12 protein-coding genes and 2 tRNA genes are annotated in these 17,364 nt (G+C 47.4%); 9 read left to right on the top strand and 5 right to left on the bottom strand.

Features of this window, described 5'->3' with window-relative positions; translation table 11 throughout:
* Positions 1-107 precede the first annotated feature (107 nt).
* Complete coding sequence (gene acnA, locus L0G63_RS10905; RefSeq protein WP_301450675.1) at positions 108-2,948, top strand: aconitate hydratase AcnA; 2,841 nt, start codon at positions 108-110, stop codon at positions 2,946-2,948.
* Between the two features lie 119 nt (positions 2,949-3,067).
* On the opposite strand, the gene L0G63_RS10900 is transcribed toward acnA, so the two are convergent.
* From L0G63_RS10900 to gltX, 4 genes are all read right to left on the bottom strand, one after another.
* Positions 3,068-3,721 (bottom strand): LysE family translocator, encoded by a 654-nt coding sequence (locus tag L0G63_RS10900; RefSeq protein WP_301450674.1) that lies wholly within the window; start codon positions 3,719-3,721, stop codon positions 3,068-3,070.
* A 223-nt stretch (positions 3,722-3,944) separates the two neighbouring features.
* Positions 3,945-4,020, bottom strand: a tRNA-Glu gene (locus L0G63_RS10895).
* Between the two features lie 129 nt (positions 4,021-4,149).
* Positions 4,150-4,225, bottom strand: a tRNA-Ala gene (locus L0G63_RS10890).
* Between the two features lie 231 nt (positions 4,226-4,456).
* Complete coding sequence (gene gltX, locus L0G63_RS10885) at positions 4,457-5,977, bottom strand: glutamate--tRNA ligase (RefSeq protein WP_301450673.1); 1,521 nt, start codon at positions 5,975-5,977, stop codon at positions 4,457-4,459.
* A gap of 349 nt (positions 5,978-6,326) precedes the next feature.
* Between gltX and rsmH the strand changes: the two genes are divergently transcribed.
* The 7 genes from rsmH (at position 6,327) to L0G63_RS10850 (ending at position 15,830) form a co-directional block, all read left to right on the top strand.
* Positions 6,327-7,376, top strand: coding sequence for a 16S rRNA (cytosine(1402)-N(4))-methyltransferase RsmH (gene rsmH / locus L0G63_RS10880; RefSeq protein WP_301450677.1), 1,050 nt, complete (start codon positions 6,327-6,329; stop codon positions 7,374-7,376).
* Between the two features lie 390 nt (positions 7,377-7,766).
* Positions 7,767-8,249, top strand: coding sequence for a cell division protein FtsL (locus L0G63_RS10875; protein WP_301450672.1), 483 nt, complete (start codon positions 7,767-7,769; stop codon positions 8,247-8,249).
* Positions 8,246-10,321, top strand: a complete 2,076-nt coding sequence (locus L0G63_RS10870; protein WP_301450671.1) for a penicillin-binding protein 2 — start codon at positions 8,246-8,248, stop codon at positions 10,319-10,321. Before L0G63_RS10875 ends, L0G63_RS10870 begins: the two co-directional genes overlap by 4 nt.
* 67 nt (positions 10,322-10,388) lie before the next feature.
* Positions 10,389-12,089: a UDP-N-acetylmuramoyl-L-alanyl-D-glutamate--2,6-diaminopimelate ligase gene (locus L0G63_RS10865; protein WP_301450670.1), complete on the top strand. Its 1,701-nt coding sequence runs from the start codon at positions 10,389-10,391 to the stop codon at positions 12,087-12,089.
* Positions 12,090-12,172: 83 nt separating this feature from the next.
* A complete protein-coding gene (gene murF / locus L0G63_RS10860) occupies positions 12,173-13,621 on the top strand; it encodes a UDP-N-acetylmuramoyl-tripeptide--D-alanyl-D-alanine ligase (RefSeq protein ID WP_301450669.1) in 1,449 nt (482 codons plus the stop codon).
* 3 nt (positions 13,622-13,624) lie between these two features.
* A complete protein-coding gene (mraY, locus tag L0G63_RS10855) occupies positions 13,625-14,743 on the top strand; it encodes a phospho-N-acetylmuramoyl-pentapeptide-transferase (RefSeq protein ID WP_301450668.1) in 1,119 nt (372 codons plus the stop codon).
* Positions 14,744-14,879: 136 nt separating this feature from the next.
* A complete protein-coding gene (locus L0G63_RS10850) occupies positions 14,880-15,830 on the top strand; it encodes a putative RNA methyltransferase (RefSeq protein ID WP_301450676.1) in 951 nt (316 codons plus the stop codon).
* Positions 15,831-15,865: 35 nt separating this feature from the next.
* Here the strand turns inward: L0G63_RS10850 and L0G63_RS10845 are convergent, their stop codons facing one another.
* Complete coding sequence (locus L0G63_RS10845) at positions 15,866-16,648, bottom strand: YdcF family protein (RefSeq protein ID WP_301450667.1); 783 nt, start codon at positions 16,646-16,648, stop codon at positions 15,866-15,868.
* Positions 16,649-16,988: 340 nt separating this feature from the next.
* Between L0G63_RS10845 and L0G63_RS10840 the strand changes: the two genes are divergently transcribed.
* Positions 16,989-17,363: a hypothetical protein gene (locus L0G63_RS10840; protein WP_301450666.1), complete on the top strand. Its 375-nt coding sequence runs from the start codon at positions 16,989-16,991 to the stop codon at positions 17,361-17,363.
* Position 17,364: the final 1 nt, after the last annotated feature.

Raw genomic sequence — 17,364 nt, 5'->3', positions numbered from 1 at the left:
AGATTAGTGAGGTGCTCTTCTTTTTTCAATCACTTTCGAAGTTGAGAGTGGGGTTAAACTTATAATAATTTATGTCTAGGATCCATAACAAGGATAAGGAAGCTATCATGAGCGACATTTTTAATATTAAAGACACGCTGTCAGTCGATGACAAAACCTATAATTACTACAGCCTGACCAAACTCACCGAAGAATATGAGCATATTAAGACGCTGCCTTATTGTATGAAGGTGGTGCTAGAGAACCTATTGCGTAATGAAGATGGCGGCCAGTCGGTCGGCAAAGACCATATCGAAGCGGTTGCCAATTGGGACGCAGGTGCTGAAGCGTCAAAAGAGATTGCCTTTATGCCGGCGCGTGTGGTGTTGCAGGATTTCACTGGTGTACCTTCTGTCGTCGATCTGGCAGCGATGCGTGATGCGGTGGTTGAGCTGGGCGGTAAAGCGGATCAGATTAATCCGTTTATCCCTAGTGAGCTGGTCGTCGATCACTCGGTACAAGTCGATGCCTATGGCCGCGAAGACGCACTAGATTTGAATGAAAAAATCGAATTCAAACGCAACAATGAGCGTTATGAGTTTTTGCATTGGGGCAAGCAAGCCTTTGAAAACTTCGTCGTTGTTCCACCAGCGACAGGTATCGTGCATCAGGTCAACCTTGAGTACCTCGCGCGTGTCGTCATGGCCGCTGATGTTGACGGCGAGCTAACCGCATATCCAGATACTGTATTTGGCACCGACAGCCATACCACGATGATTAATGGTATTGGCGTACTCGGTTGGGGCGTTGGTGGTATTGAAGCCGAAGCCGCCATGCTGGGTCAGCCATCATCAATGCTGATTCCTCAAGTGGTCGGCTTTGAGCTGACTGGCGAGCTGTCAGAAGGCGTCACCGCGACCGATTTAGTGCTACGTGTGGTTGAGATGCTGCGTGCGCACGGTGTGGTTGGTAAATTTGTTGAATTTTATGGCGAAGGCCTACACAGCATGCCACTTGCTGATCGTGCCACCATTGCCAATATGGCACCAGAGTATGGCGCGACTTGTGGTATCTTCCCAGTCGATCAAATGGCGATTGATTATCTGCGCCTATCTGGCCGTGATGAAGCACAAATTGAGCTGGTCGAACAGTATGCCAAAGCACAAGGCATGTGGCATGATGCCGATACCCCAGCAGCGACCTATTCAAGCAAGCTAGAGCTAGACTTGTCGTCGGTACAGCCTGCACTTGCTGGGCCAAACTTGCCACAGCAGCGCATTAACTTAGCGGATATGCACGAAAAATTTGGCGAAACGCTAGAGAAAATGACCAAAGACCGCAAGTCAGAAGTCGAAGGCAAAGTACGCTTTGACCAAGAAGGCGGTGAGCAAGAACAAGCCGAACACTTGGCCGCTGAGCCTAAAATTGAAGTCGATACTGAGACAGACGACAGCAGCGCCTATCAGCCTGCCAACAATGTGTTCTCAAACGTTAATATTGACGACAAAGAGCACAAGTTGCGTGATGGTTCAGTCGTCATTGCAGCCATTACCTCATGTACCAACACTTCAAACCCAGCGGTCATGATTGGCGCAGGTCTGGTCGCCAAAAAAGCAGCGGCAAAAGGTCTTAAAGCCAAGCCATGGGTTAAAACCTCACTGGCACCTGGTTCAAAAGTGGTCACCGACTATCTAGAAAAAACCAATCTGATGGATGAGCTAGAAAAAACAGGATTTTACCTCGTTGGTTACGGCTGTACTACGTGTATTGGTAACTCAGGCCCACTCCCTGACGAGATCGAAAAAGGCATCGAAGAAAACGACTTGGTCGCCGCCGCCGTCTTATCAGGTAACCGTAACTTTGAAGGTCGTATCCACTCGCACGTAAAAGCAAGCTACCTCGCATCACCACCGCTTGTGGTTGCCTACGCGCTGGCAGGTACGGTTGATATCGATTTGACCACCCATGCGCTTGGTCAAGACCAAGATGGCAATGATGTGTTCTTAAAAGACATCTGGCCAACGTCAGAAGAAATCAATGAGCTGATTGCCAACAACATTGATGCAGAGATGTTCCGCAAAAACTATGGCGAAGTGTTTGACGGCAGCAAGTCGTGGAATGCCATCAGCTCGGCAGACAGCCAGCTGTACCCATGGGATGAAGCGTCTACTTATATCAAAAACCCACCGTTCTTTGCAGGCATGACCATGGAGCCAGAAGGCATCCCTGATATCGAAGGTGCGCGTATCTTAGGTCTATTCGGTGACTCAATCACCACCGACCATATCTCACCTGCGGGCAATATTGATCCAAACTCGCCAGCAGGTAAGTATCTGCAAGAGCGCGGTGTCATGGAAGCGGACTTCAACAGTTATGGCTCACGCCGTGGTAATGATGCAGTTATGACTCGTGGTACCTTTGCCAATATTCGTATCAAAAACCAAATGATGGGCGGCAAAGAAGGCGGTTATACCTATTACTTCAAAGATGACAAGTCGACGCTACAAGATGGCGAAGAAATGGCCATCTATGATGCAGCGATGAAGTATAAAGAAGATAAGCGTCCGCTCGTCGTCCTCGGCGGGGCGGAGTATGGATCAGGCTCTAGCCGTGACTGGGCTGCCAAGGGTACGATTTTGCTTGGTGTAAAAGCGGTACTCACCACTTCGTTTGAGCGTATTCACCGCTCAAACCTCGTCGGTATGGGCGTGCTGCCATTGACTTTCAAAGATGGCGAAGACGCTCAAACCTACAAGCTCGATGGCTCTGAAGTACTTAGCATTACCGGCCTAAACAATGGCGAGAGCAAAACCGCTCAAGTCACTGCCACCCGCGCCGATGGCTCGACTGAAACCTTTGAGGTCAATGTCGGTCTACAGACACCAAAAGAGCGCGAATACGTGCGTCATGGCGGCGTATTGCACTATGTATTGCGCCAGCTAGCGGCGGAGAGTAAGGGCGCTGCTTAGTGGTTCGTTAGGCTTACAACGAAAAAGCCCAATCCCAGTCAAAGTAGGGGATTGGGCTTTTTTTATGGGTAGTTAAATTTTATAAAAAGTAGCTTATTTGGACATTTATAGCAGCTTTTTTAACCCTTCTCAGTCAATAGCTTAACTCCCAAACCAATAAATACCACGCCGCTTATTTTATTTAAAAGAACTTCGATAGCTGGGTTTTTTCTTAAGTTGGCACTAAATTTTGAGGCCAGTAAGGCAAGGCACGAACACCATACAAAGCCCGTCAGCGCAAAACTCAATCCTAAGATCAGAAATGACAAGGCGCTATGAGCATAGCTAGGATCGATAAACTGCGGAAAAAATGCGAGGAAGAATAGCGCGACTTTTGGGTTAAAGACATTGGTTAATACGCCCTGTTTGTATATTTGCCAGTGCGCTATAGAGTTGGCAGGTGCAGATGGGCTGCTTTTTGGTAAATGATTTGCCAGTAAAGAAGGCTGCTTGCTCATCAGCATTTTTATACCCAGATAGCACAAGTAGCTGGCACCGATATATTTTACAATCGTAAAGGCCAGAGGCGAGTTGATCAAAATGATCGATAGACCCAATGCGGCGAATACCGTGTGTATCAAGATGCCTGAGATGATACCGAGGACAGAATAAAACCCTGCTGCGCTGCCATGTGAGACGCTGCGGGTAATGATATACATCGTATCGGTGCCTGGAGTGAGATTTAACAAAATCGCCGCCAAGACAAAGCCCAGATAGTTTTCGATACCGAACATGGCTCATACTTCCTTGTGTTAGCAATAATAGGGGAGTGTTTTATTTATCGTTTATTTCGTAGTTTACCTGGTATCGGTCGTCATGAGCAGCTCATATCGATGGTTTTTATAAACGACAAACGAAAAAAATCCCAGTCACCGGATGATGACTGGGATTTTTTAGTGTTCGCTTATTAGTCTAACCTGATGCTAAGCAAAAGTGCTAATAAGTGACGCCGAATAGTGGCGTCCCCAGGGGGATTCGAACCCCCGTTACCGCCGTGAAAGGGCGGTGTCCTAGGCCTCTAGACGATGGGGACGCATAGAGTGTCATAACCTATGGTTATAACGGTACTTCACAATATCAGAGTGCTTATTTATCAATAAGCCTTGCCTAGGTGCTGACATTGTTCTCAAAGCAATATTTATCCGTTGAGCGATAAATAGTATGGTGGAGCTAAACGGAGTCGAACCGTTGACCCCTTGCATGCCATGCAAGTGCTCTACCAACTGAGCTATAGCCCCTCGCTAAGAGTGAGCGTATTTTAGGTAAGACCAGCAATCTTGTCAACCGCTATTTTTAAAAAAATGCAAAATAATGCAAAAAAAGTCATTAAAAGTATTTAAATGGCTGATTATGGACGTTTGAGTATGGGGGTTACATAAAAAAGAGCCAGTATCGAATGAACTGACCCTTTTTTATTATTTATCCATTCTACTCTTCATTGGCAAGTACGATAGTACCCTGCTGCCAAACTATGCATCAGCCAAAAAATTAGGCAAATCCGCCGCTTTTTTCTCAAGTTTTTTCAGTTTCTTTTTACCGAGGCCGCCTAGGACATCAACCGCATGGCGCAAGCGCGTCAAGGTCATATCCGCACCGATAATCGCCATCGAGTTCATAACGGGCGTCGAGGAGGTGCTACCAGCAATCGCGATAAAGAACGGCGCCATAAAATCGCGCATTTTAATATCAAGATGCGCGGCAAGGCCTTTTAGCGTGGTATAGATGTTTTCCTCCGACCACGTCGGCAGGGTCTCAAGCTGCCAAAGCGCCAGTTGTAACAGCTCGATGATTTGCTCAGGCTCAAGCGATTTATGGGTGAAGCTCTCAGCGGTGATGTCTGGCAGGTTTTGGAAATAAAAGCCGCCCCAGTTGACCGCGTCAGACAACAGCTCGATGCGTGGCTGAATCGCAGCGGCGATCGCGGTGAGTTTATCGCTGTCACTGGCCCACTCAAGGATTTTGTTTTTAAGCTCTTCAGGCGTAAGCGCACGTAGCCATTCGCTGTTTAGCCAATTGAGTTTTTCGGTATCGAAGATAGGGCCACCAAGAGACACGCGCTGGATATCAAAGCTGGCAATCATTTCATCCAAGGTGAATTTTTCGGTATCATCAGGCATTGAGTAGCCCATACGGCCTAGATAGTTGAGCAGCGCCTCAGGTAGTACGCCGGCATCGCGGTAGTAAGTAATTGAGGTTGGGTTTTTACGTTTCGACAGCTTTGATTTGTCGGGGTTACGCAGTAGCGGCATGTGGCAGAGTATTGGCATCTCCCAACCAAAATAGTCATAAAGCAGCTGATGCTTGGGGGCAGAGTTTAACCACTCTTCGCCGCGCATGACGTGAGTGATTTCCATCAAGTGGTCATCGACGACGTTGGCAAGATGGTAAGTTGGCATGCCGTCAGTTTTTAGCAATACTTGCATATCGACTTGCGCCCAAGGAATCTCGACGGTGCCGCGCAGCATGTCATGTACCTGACAAACGCCGTCGGTGGGTACACGCATACGAACCACGTGCGGGGTGCCCTCGCTTACCAATTGCGCAGTTTTTTCTGGAGGTAGGTGGGCACAGCGGCCGTCATAGCGAGGGGTCTCGCCATTGGCCATTTGCTCAGCGCGCATGGCGTCTAGCTCTTCTGTAGTACAAAAACAGCGAAACGCATGGTCGCTTGCTATCAGCTGCTCGGCGTGTTCTTTATAAATATCGCTACGCTCGCTCTGACGATAAGGCGCATGCGGGCCACCAACGTCTGGCCCCTCGCTCCAGTCCAAACCAACCCAGTGCAGGGCATCCAAAATCATTTGCTCTGATTGCTCGGTTGAGCGCGTCTGGTCGGTATCTTCGATACGTAGGATGAATTCGCCGCCGTGCGCTTTGGCAAAAGCCAAGTTAAATAGAGCGATATAGGCCGTGCCTACGTGTGGAAAGCCCGTGGGTGAAGGTGCGATACGCGTGCGCACTGGGCGCTTGCTGTCAGTAGAGGTTTGCATGGTAAGAGTCTCAAAGTTTGCTATTAATATAAGCTATCAGTATAAATAGCGATGAAAGATATGAAGAGAGTGCTAAGAAATAGCGTAAAATATAGTGCTAGTATAACAGAGACATGTGATATTTTTAATGAAAAGCCCTTCTAGTGCTTGACTCCAAGTGTATCCTTGCGATAATAACGCTAAGCAAGTCATAACTTGTTTATTTTCATCTAATTACTGGCCAACATGGTCGTCATCTATTGAGTTGTTTGTGTCCCTATCAAAGTCTACGCCAAAATCGAAAGCCAGTCTTGCTCCCACTGACCGCACTGAATCAGCGTCCAGTCCATTCTCTAATGAGGATGTCACCATGCAAGATGAACCCCTAAACCCGACTCAATCCGATAGTGAGCGTGATATCACGTCTGATGAATTAAGTTTTGTGCATGATGCGGTACTGCTAGAGGAGACCGTCGCGGCAGTGCTGGGTGTAAAATCCCTACCCAAGCAAAAAGACGGCGACCAAAATGGCTTAAATATAAGCGGTATATACGTTGATGCGACCTTTGGTCGTGGCGGTCATAGCAGATTACTATTAAGTCAGCTTGCCGATGACGCCACACTGATTGTCTTTGACAAAGATCCGACAGCCATTAGTGTGGCGCAGGAATTGGCAAGTAAAGACAGCCGTGTGCATGTGGTTCATGACAGCTTTGCAACGTTGACAGATAGTCTGGCTGCTATGGGCATTAGTGAAGTGGATGGCTTGATGGCGGATTTGGGTATTTCATCACCGCAAATTGATGACGGTAGCCGCGGTTTTAGCTTTATGCGCGATGGGGCAGTGGACATGCGTATGGATACCAGTCGCGGCCAGTCAGTTGCCGAGTGGCTTGAGCAGGTTAACGATGAGACATTGGCCAATGTGCTTTATGAATTTGGTGAAGAGCGTCATAGTCGCCGTATTGCTCGCGCTATCAAGCAAATGGACAGCTACGAGTCTACGCTTGAGCTGGCAGAGGTAATCAAAGAGGCGCATCCCAATTGGCAACGCGGCAAGCACCCAGCCACGCAAAGCTTTCAGGCCATGCGTATTTTTATTAATAATGAGCTGGGCGATGTTGACGACTTTTTAGCGCAAAGTATTGCTATCTTAAAGTCAGGCGGGCAGCTTGCGGTGATTAGCTTCCATTCATTAGAAGATCGCCGCATCAAGCAGTTTTTGCAGCGCCATAGCAAAGGGCAATATCCAGAAGATGAGCATCTGCCAATGCCGCCCAAGCGCCCACGTTACTTTAGCAAACCCAAACGCGTTGGTCCCAGTAAGGCCGAGACAAGCCGTAATCCGCGCGCTCGCAGTGCTTGGCTGAGAATGGCTACTCGTACCGACACAGAGTGTCATCAGCCAGTTGAACCATAAACATCGAATAAAAGTATGAGTTAAGTTGCTGGTGGTTGCTACGGTTTGTCTCAATGAGGCATAAATGTCTTAATCGCTACGCCACTGTTAAAAAGCTGTAAATATTGTTTGTTAGGCTCAGCAAATTATTTTCACTCACGGTATGGCTAAAAATGACTGATGCGCCAAGCAAGGCAGTCCTTTTTTGCTCTACAATCATATGAGCATTGATCTCACGTTGTGAGGCTACAGGTTTTGTTCTGGTATGACGCACTGCTATAGTGGTCGGTTTTTACCACTATGGGGTGATTGTTTTTTAATGTTTATTGGTGGTATTGCTGGGCAATGACATGCTCACTATTGGCAAACCATTACCTATTTTATCGTTTACGTTCACTTTTTGAGATCGTCATGGCAATATCTGACAAACCTGCAAACCGCCGCGCTTCTGTGCCATCCAACACTGATATTGGCGAGCTGTTCGTGCGCCGCTTCAATGTAGTGAGTATTTATGTCGTCGTATTAGTGCTACTCGCAGCTGCGATTGTATGGAGCGGTATAAAAACTGCCGAAGAAGTCCAGCAATATCATCAGGATTATAAAACCTTGCAAGATATGAAAAAACAAGAACGTAAGCTGCAAATAGAGCATCAGCGCTTATTGATTGAGCAGCAAACCTTTAGTGCGACGCCGCAAATTGCCAGTCGTGCGGTTGCAGAGCTTGGTATGTATTCACCAACGTTAAAAGACAAGTTGATTATCCAGCCTGGTGTGGCCACTGCGTTGGTGCCGGTGGTCTCTGAGAATTCAGACGAGAGTATGCCTGACGCGACGGGACCACGAGCCTCTACCGATAGCTCTCCTGAACAGCCAGTAACGGAGGCGGGGCAATGAGTGACAAGAAACCCAAATCAGCAAAAAATACCGGCAAAAAACCAGCCAGTGGTAAGGTAACCAAGCCTTTGCGCCGTGCCAGTGCCGCTAAGTCTGGAAAGACGGGAGAAACCGCAGCAGGTAGCCGTAAAGCCAAACTGTTTGACCGCATCAAAAAGAGTGATGCGAAAGGGTCTTATGGTGCTAAAAACTCCAAGAGCAAAAGAGGGTTTTTGGGTAAAGCCTCTGGCGCCTCCTCTCGTGGCGGCTTTGAGCAGGATAAAAACCGTTTTCGTACCGTTTGGGGTTTGGCGCTGGTTATATTGGTGCTATTGATTGGTCGTGCCTACTATATTCAGGTAGCCAACGCGCAGTTTTATCAAGACAAAGGTAACGAGCTCATCACCAGTGAGCGCACGCAAAAATCCTATCGCGGTATGATTACCGACCGTAATGATTTACCACTTGCAGTGAGCGCACCGCTTGCGACCGTGTCATTTAGCCCTCATGATTACGCGAGCGAATACTACGAGCTCAAACGTATTATCTTGACCAATCCCAGCAGTCCACAACTGCAAGCGCGTATGCAAAAGCGACTGGACAATATGGATCTGACCACATTGGCCGCTGCTGCTAATATTTCAGTTGATGAGCTAAAAAAAGCCACGCTCATTGATGACAGTATCGATGTGACTGATGAGGCCGCAGTAAAGGCAGCCTTGCCCTCTGGTGCAGGCTCGCATTACCTACCGCTACTGAATAAAGTCACACCTGAGATTGCGCAAAGTATCAGCTCCCTTGATTTTCCGGGCGTCTATGAGAAAAACTTCTTTCAGCGTTATTATCCGCAGCCGCAGTCCAATGCACAGCTGTTAGGATTTATGGGGCAAAATGCCAACGATCCTGAAGGGGGGTATGAGGGACGCGCTGGTGTTGAGCGCCAATACGAAACCACGCTTGCAGGTGATGACGGTAAAGTGCTGGTTTTAAAAGATGCCAAACAAAACAGCCTAAAAGAGATCAAGCAAATCAAGCCTGAGGTACCGGGCAAAGATGTGGCGCTGACGATTGATTCGCGGCTACAGTATTTGCTTTATAAAGAGCTTGAAAAAGCAGGGCGACTACAAAAAGCGCGCTGGTCGACGGGTATGATTGTTGATGTGCAAACAGGAGAGGTGCTGGCGCTATCGACTTGGCCATCATTTAACTCAAACAATCTCAACGAGATGACGGGTGAAAACCAGCGTAACCGTGCGCTATTAGATGTGTTTGAACCCGGTTCAGTGATGAAGCCCTTTACCGTTGCGGCAGCCTTAGATTCAGGCAAATACACGCCAACAACCTTGATTGACACCAATCCTGGCTCCATTCGTGTACGCGGCTATACCATCCGAGATCACAATAATTTGGGTGTGATCAATATGGCAACGCTACTACAGAAGTCTAGTAACGTGGCCTCGACGAAGATTGCATTGTCGCTACCGCCTGATGCCATTAGCAATATGCAACGACAATTTGGGTTTGGATCAAAAACGCCTTTACAGTTCCCAGGTGAGGGCAGTGGCCTAATCGTCACGCCAAAAGAGAAAGAGACGTCAAGACGAGCAACTGTCAGTTATGGGTATGGTCTACAAGTGACGCTCGCGCAAGTGGCGCAAGCGTATTCAGCGCTTGCGGCAGGTGGCGTGATGCACCCGTTGACCTTGATCAAAGATGACAAACCACAACCAAGCAAGCGTATTATGGCGCGCGAGCAGGCGATGTCTATTGTACAAATGCTTGAGAGTGTGACCGAGCCTGGCGGTACGGCAAAAGCTGCTGCCATTGACGGGTATCGTGTGGCAGGCAAGACGGGTACCTCGCGCCGTATCAACCCAGAGGGTGGCTATTATTCTGACCAGTACCGCAATGTCTTCGCTGGTATGGCACCAGCGTCTAATCCAAGATTGGTTGGTGTGATGCTCATTGAAGATCCGCGCGGTCAGATTTATGCGGGTCTAACGGTCGCACCTGTGTTCCACAATGTGATGAAAGAAGCGTTACGATTGTATAATGTGCCTTTGGATAAGCCGCTCAAAACAGAACCACAGTAGGCGTTTGACTATTTTAAATGTTCAGCTCTTTATGAGCTGACTTGTATTAACTGTTTAGGATTTGATCATGACCATGCCTACATTATCGCCAAATAGCGGCACTGTTACGACAGCCACTTTGCAGCAGCTTATCGATACGAGCGGTAGCAGGCTTGCGCAGCAACTCACCGCGATGATAACGACATCAGATCAACAGGCGTTGAGTGGGTCAGATTCCGCTCAATCTGTGGCCGATATCCCTTTTGGTCAGTTTCGATTAGACAGCCGTCAGCTATCAGGCAATGACGTATTTGTCCTTTTAAAAAGCCATAATCCAAATTACCAAAAGAGCCGAAATTATTTGCTACAAGCCGCTGAACAAGCGGCGCTCATCTTATCAGAGATGGATCCTGCTGAGTTGATTGGTGACGCGAACCCTTCAGCGCACAACACTCAGCTATCGCCCACGAATGATACACGCACTGCTGCACTGCGCTGCCCCGTGCTATATGTGCCTAATATTCGCAGCTTCCTAGGTAGCTTAATTCAAGCACGTCTACAACATCAGCAACCAGTTAATTTGCCTGCGGTAGTGGCGGTCACAGGTACCAATGGCAAAACGACCATCAGTCAATTGGTCGCTCAACTGACTCAGTTAATTGGTATGAGTAGTGCAGTCATGGGCACCGCAGGTAATGGTCGCCTTGGTAATTTGGTGCAAGCCAGCCATACCACTGGTGATGCGTTGGCTGTTCAGCAGTTTTTGTATCAAATGGGCACCGAGAATGCCAAGGTGCTGGCGTTAGAAGCCAGCTCTCATGGTTTGGATCAGCAGCGGCTGCAGGGCATGCCCGTCATTGTTGCGATCTATACCAATCTGAGTCGCGATCATCTTGATTATCATGCCGATATGGCAGAATATGCAGCGGCAAAGGCCAGGCTATTTGATAAAAACCACTTCCCAGATTTGACCCATGCCATTATCAATATTGATGATGAGCACGCACCAGTGATGTTAGAGACAGCTGCTGCCAGCGAGTTGACAATATGGACATACAGTCTAGACCCTAACAAATCTGCCACTTTTGTCGCTACCAATATTGAGCCAAGTCTGCAAGGTGTCAAGATAAGTCTGCGTACAGACTTTGGTAATGAGAAAACGGATATTATCGAGATTGTCAGTCCACTATTAGGGCGCTTTAATGTTGCCAATTTGCTCGCAGCGATGGCGGCAGCTGCGGCGCTCGGTGCTAAGTCAGACATCAGTATCGAGCATATTGCGACGGCTGTTCCTCAGCTGCAAGGTGCTGTTGGCAGGATGCAGCGTGTACCGTCCAGTGATGGCTGTTTTATCGTTGATTATGCGCATACGCCAGATGCCTTAAGTCAAGTGCTCTCAAGCTTAAAAACTCACTGTAAAGGTCAGCTATGGGCAGTGTTTGGTTGTGGCGGTGACCGTGACGCAGGCAAGCGTCCGCTGATGGCGCAGGCAGGACTGGCGGGCGCGGACAGGGTTATATTGACCGCAGATAATCCGCGCACCGAAGACCCAGAGGCCATCTTGCAAGATATGCAAGCAGGCATGAGCACCGCGCAGTATCAGCGCACCCATATCGAGCCTGCACGGCAAGCGGCGATTGAGTATGCTGTCATGCAAGCAGCGCCCAATGATATCGTCGTCATCGCTGGCAAAGGTCATGAGACCTATCAAGAGATTAACAACGTCCGTTATGATTTTGATGACAGTGTGATTTTGCAACAGGCGTTAGCGCAAGCGGGCCGTATATAGTCGAGTGATTATCGATACCCCTATTATCAAAAAATTGATCATTAAATATAAAAATTGAGTAGTCATTATACAAGGTAACCATTATGACAGCCGACAACGATAACACCATCCAGTCGCAAGGGCTTTATGTCTGGCAAATGGATAATATGCTCGAGGCGACAGCGTCGCTCGATGGTCACTGGCAACTGCCCCCAGACTATACAGATGCAGGCCAGCCAGCTCTAGCCAGTCAGCGTATTGCGACCGATACCCGTACGATAAAATCTGGTGATATCTTTTTGGCGTTAAGTGGTGAGAACTTCGATGGTCATGATTATATCGACATGGCAGCTTCAAAAGGTGCGATTGCTGCCATCGTGTCTCGTCCTATCTTATCTGAATCAAATGCTATTCCGCAGCTGATTGTCAGTGATACCCGTCTGGCATTAGGTCAGCTGGCAAGCTATCGTCGCCAGCAGCACCAAAATCTGACCGTGATTGCCATTACAGGCTCTAGCGGCAAGACCACTTGTAAAGAGATGCTGGGTAGTATTTTTGGTCGCCTTGCACCGACATTGATTACCCGTGGCAATCTCAATAATGATTTGGGTGTGCCCATGATGCTTCTTGAGCTATCAGATCATCACCGCTATGCCATTTTAGAATTGGGTGCCAACCATATTGGCGAGATTGCTTACACCACAGAGATTGTCCGTCCTGATGTGGCCTGTATTTTGAACATTGGCACGGCGCATTTGGGCGAGTTTGGTAGCCGCGAAGGCATTTGCCAAACCAAGGCAGAGATTTATCACACTTTGACGGACACACAGTTTGCGATTGTGCCTGATAAGGATGATTTTACCAACCAATTGCGTCGCATTGCTGAACAACACACGTCACATGTGATTGGTTTTGGCAATACCGATGTGAGCGCAAGCCATCTAGATGTAGAGCCTGAGCGTAGTGAGTTTAAGCTGCATATTGGTAGTCAGATTCATGATATCAACTTGCCACTGGCAGGCGAGCACAATGTCAATAATGCATTGGCCGCCGCTGCCTGTGCATATGCGCTAAATATCGACGTCAGTGACATTGTCATTGGTCTTGAAAATGCGCGTCCAGCCAAAGGTCGTCTGAACAGTCAAATACTGGGTATGCATCGACTGATCGATGATACTTATAATGCCAACCCACACTCTGTACGCGCTGCGGCCAAAGTCTTGGCTGCACAAACGGGTACGCAAGTGATGGTATTGGGGGATATTGGTGAGCTCGGAGAGGTGGCGGTCAGCGAGCATCAAAGCCTCGGCCGCACTATCGCAACCACTGGTATTAACGTATTGCTTTGTGTTGGTGAGTACGCCAATGCGACCGTATCAGGTGCCAAAGAAATTGCTGATATCAATGCTCATGCTTTTGCAGACAAAGACAGCTTATTGCAGTATTTGCAGTCTTATTTACAATCGCACCAAGCAAAACCTTGTACGGTGTTGTTCAAAGGCTCGCGTTTCATGGGAATGGAAACACTCATTCATGCGCTAGTAGAGGAGTAGGCGGTGTTAGTTTGGTTGTTTGGCTGGCTTGGCCAGTATTATACACCGTTTTCTGCGGTTTCTTCGTTGACGTTGCGAGCGCTGCTTGCGGTTATCACAGCGCTTGTGTTTAGTATGTTTTTTGGTGGGCGGGTCATTCAGCATCTGCGTGCGCTCAAGTACGGTCAGGCCATTCGCAATGATGGGCCGCAATCGCATTTGGTCAAGACCGGTACGCCAACCATGGGCGGGGTATTGATTCTTAGTGCTATTGGCGTATCGACTCTGCTATGGGCACGTTTGAACAATCCTTATGTATGGATTTTGCTGGTCGTGATGATTATCTTTGGTGCCGTTGGCTGGGCGGATGATTGGCTCAAAATCAAGTATAAAGATCCCAAAGGTCTGATTGCGCGCAAGAAATATTTTTGGCTCTCAATGGGTGCGTTATTTGTTGGGGTGTCGCTGTACTATATCGCCACGCTACAGCCTGATATCAATACGACTCACGAGATGCAAGATCTGTTGGTGCCGATTTTTAAAGACTGGATCATTCCATTTTCGGCAGTGCCTTTTGGTATTGGTTTTATTATTTTTACCTATTTTGTGATCAATGGGGCCTCCAATGCGGTCAATCTAACGGATGGCTTGGATGGTTTGGCGATTCTACCAGTAGTGCTTGTCGCAGCAGGTTTAGGTGCGATGGCTTATGTGTCAGGTGATGTGCGCTTCGCTGATTATCTGCATGTTCCCTATATTCCCTACAACTCTGAAGTCATCATTGTTTGTGGCTCGATGATTGGCGCAGGCCTTGGGTTCTTGTGGTTCAACGCTCATCCTGCGCAGGTATTTATGGGTGATGTGGGTGCGCTGGCACTTGGCGCGATGCTTGGTACGATTGCTGTGATGACAAGACAAGAGATTGCTTTTGCCATCATGGGTGGTCTGTTTGTCGCCGAAGCGCTATCAGTAATGCTGCAAGTTGGCTCTTATAAACTGCGCAAAAAACGTGTGTTCCGCATGGCACCGCTACACCATCACTTTGAAGAGATTGGCTGGAAGGAAACGCAAGTGGTGACGCGGTTCTGGATCATTGCCATTATCCTTGTCATTCTTGGGCTAATGACCTTAAAGCTGCGTTAAAAAAGCTTTACTTATCTTTATAGACGTATATAAGCTGCATATATCGAAGCCATCTCAATAATTATTGAGGTGGCTTTTTATCGTTTAATGCACACGAAATTTGTTAAAATGCGAGTCATACTGCAATGACGTTGAGATACTTGTGTCCTTATTTACCTGCCCACTTTGTCAATCTCCACTACAGCCTGCCGCAGATACGTGGCGCTGTGATGGGAGTTTGCACCCCAAAAACACCTCACATCCTTTTGATGTGGCGCGCCAAGGCTATATCAACCTATTGCCTGTGCAACAAAAAAAATCCAAAGCTCCTGGCGACAGTCAAGACTCCATCAATGCCCGCAAGCGATTTTTGAGTCATGGTCACTATGCACCGCTACAGAATCTCGTCTGCCAGCAGATGACAGCATTACTGTCCAAGGGTGAGTCTGCAACAGAACCGCTCAAAGAGTCGACCACTTGGCTTGATATTGGCTGCGGCGAGGGCTACTACACGCAGGCAATGGCACAACTGGGCTCAGGTATTATTGATAACTTACTCGCAGCGGATATCAGCAAACCTGCATTGGTGGAATTGGCTAAAGTCAGTAAGGCGGCAGGTCGTCTTTGGTATCAGCGCAAGAATACTAACGCTGCCAAAACAACGGTGATTTATCCGCTAGTGACCAGCGCCGCACATCTACCGTTACGCTCTCATAGTGTGACGGGTATTAGCAGTATTTTTAGTCCTATTTTACCTGAAGCGTTCGCTGAGGTATTGGCCGATGATGGTTATTTAATCATTGCCAAACCAGATGCCGGACACTTGGCGACGATGCGAGATGCCTTATTTGATGATGTGCGTGAGCATGATTCTGATAAGTTTTTACACGAGTTGGCGCCATACTTTACTTTGATGGGGACTGACCATGTTAGTACAGAGATGACATTATCAGCGGATGATTTGGCTGATTTAATGACCATGACCCCGTATGCCTACCGCGCACGTAGTGAAAAAAGACAAGCGTTGCTGACAGCAGTAGAGAAAGCATCATTCAAAACAGAGGCAAAATTCGTGGTTTATATTTTGCAAAAAAAGGTGTCCAGTTAAGCGCCTTGTAATATTTTTTTTACGGCATCCACTAATCAGTATTCTTGTAGTAGCCAACCGCTACCAAAGGCAAAATACTCTCGAAACCATGCATTGTAGCAGTTTGATAGTGGCGTTTCGCTGGCAACTGGTATGGGCTGCTCATAGCCTTGATGCCGTGCAATCGCCGCTGCGCGAATGGTATGAAAATCGCTGGTCACAATCGCAATCGGTACCTCTTTATCAATACCATGCTGTTCAAGTATGATTTGGCTGTACGTTAAATTCTCCTCAGTACTGGTGCTTTTGCCTTCTTGATAAATACGATCTAGTGGAATGTCATGTGTTTGCGCCAAGTAAGTCACCATGATGTCCGCCTCACTGCGCGTGCGCTCATAGCCCACACCGCCACTCGTAATAATGAGTGCCTGTGGCTGCTGCTCAATCAGTTGTGCTGCCGTATCCAAGCGGCTGGCAAGGGTAGGCGTTGGTTTGCCATCGACCGTCCCCGAACCGAGCACGATGATAGCTGCTACTGGCGGTAGATCTTGTGTGCTGCGTTTGATCTGCTGCTGTAGCGAATACATAAAAATTAAAAAGCTGGCGAGCCATAACCCAAACGCTAGCCACAATCCGTACCAAATACGTCGCAGTAAAGGATTCTTAGCAAGTATTTTTGTAATTAAAGGAGCACCTAGTCCATGCCCTACAAAAACCACGCCTATCAAAAAAGGCAGCACTGTACCAAAATTAATCTTATCAACAGCCATCAAAGTAACGCAGTCGATAATGAGTATCGCCCCAATTACAGTTAATAAAACACGTAATAACCCACACATAAATTTGTTATCCAATCAGCGCTGATAGAAGAGTTGAGCTGTGTATAGTTGTCAGATGCTAAGCGCTATAAATTCTTTGTACGCCTGCCAAAAGCATCATACATAGGCGGATAGGCTCAGTCGATACCAGCCAATAGTGCAGCTCTGTAGCTTTCTACCGCCTAAGTGTAAATGCGCTTAGTAGTGGTAACAATCGCAACCTTTCTTCAAGTTTCATAAAGCTACTTAATACGAGAACCAGTTATCATTTTCTTTGTCGATAGAGTGATGCTTTATCGTGATACTTCATAAGGTATCTTTAATCATCATTTATTAATATGAATTACATTAGGAAAAAACAATGAAAAAGATAATAGTAAGTTCGATTCTAGCCGCTACCGCTTGTTTATCTATGGTTAGTCAAGCCAATGCTGCACCAAATTATTCACAACACCATGCGTCTCAAGTACAATACCAAAAACATGGTAACAAAGCAGATAGCAAGGCAGATAGTAAGCATAAAGTTGTCAAAAATAAGGCGAAGGTATCACAGCAAAAAGCAAAAATAGTGGCTGCCAAGCATAAAGCACAAGAAAAACATCAAGACAAATATCAAGGCAAATATCAAGGCAAATATCAAGGCAAATATCAAGGCAAATATAAAAACGATAAACAAAGCAAAAGGGAGTTTCCCAAACTCTGTGTAACTGCTTATAATCCACTAACAGGAGAATAAG

The sequence above is a fragment of the Psychrobacter sp. genome (assembly GCF_030454045.1).
Classification (GTDB): domain Bacteria; phylum Pseudomonadota; class Gammaproteobacteria; order Pseudomonadales; family Moraxellaceae; genus Psychrobacter.
This window is presented reverse-complemented; position numbering and strand designations above follow the sequence as displayed.

Coding starts and splice junctions, on each gene's coding strand:
- acnA (WP_301450675.1), top strand. CDS start 108: ATGAGCGACATTTTTAATATTAAAGACACGCTGTCAGTCGATGACAAA.
- L0G63_RS10900 (WP_301450674.1), bottom strand. CDS start 3,721: ATGTTCGGTATCGAAAACTATCTGGGCTTTGTCTTGGCGGCGATTTTG.
- gltX (WP_301450673.1), bottom strand. CDS start 5,977: ATGCAAACCTCTACTGACAGCAAGCGCCCAGTGCGCACGCGTATCGCA.
- rsmH (WP_301450677.1), top strand. CDS start 6,327: ATGCAAGATGAACCCCTAAACCCGACTCAATCCGATAGTGAGCGTGAT.
- L0G63_RS10875 (WP_301450672.1), top strand. CDS start 7,767: ATGGCAATATCTGACAAACCTGCAAACCGCCGCGCTTCTGTGCCATCC.
- L0G63_RS10870 (WP_301450671.1), top strand. CDS start 8,246: ATGAGTGACAAGAAACCCAAATCAGCAAAAAATACCGGCAAAAAACCA.
- L0G63_RS10865 (WP_301450670.1), top strand. CDS start 10,389: ATGACCATGCCTACATTATCGCCAAATAGCGGCACTGTTACGACAGCC.
- murF (WP_301450669.1), top strand. CDS start 12,173: ATGACAGCCGACAACGATAACACCATCCAGTCGCAAGGGCTTTATGTC.
- L0G63_RS10845 (WP_301450667.1), bottom strand. CDS start 16,648: ATGTGTGGGTTATTACGTGTTTTATTAACTGTAATTGGGGCGATACTC.
- L0G63_RS10840 (WP_301450666.1), top strand. CDS start 16,989: ATGAAAAAGATAATAGTAAGTTCGATTCTAGCCGCTACCGCTTGTTTA.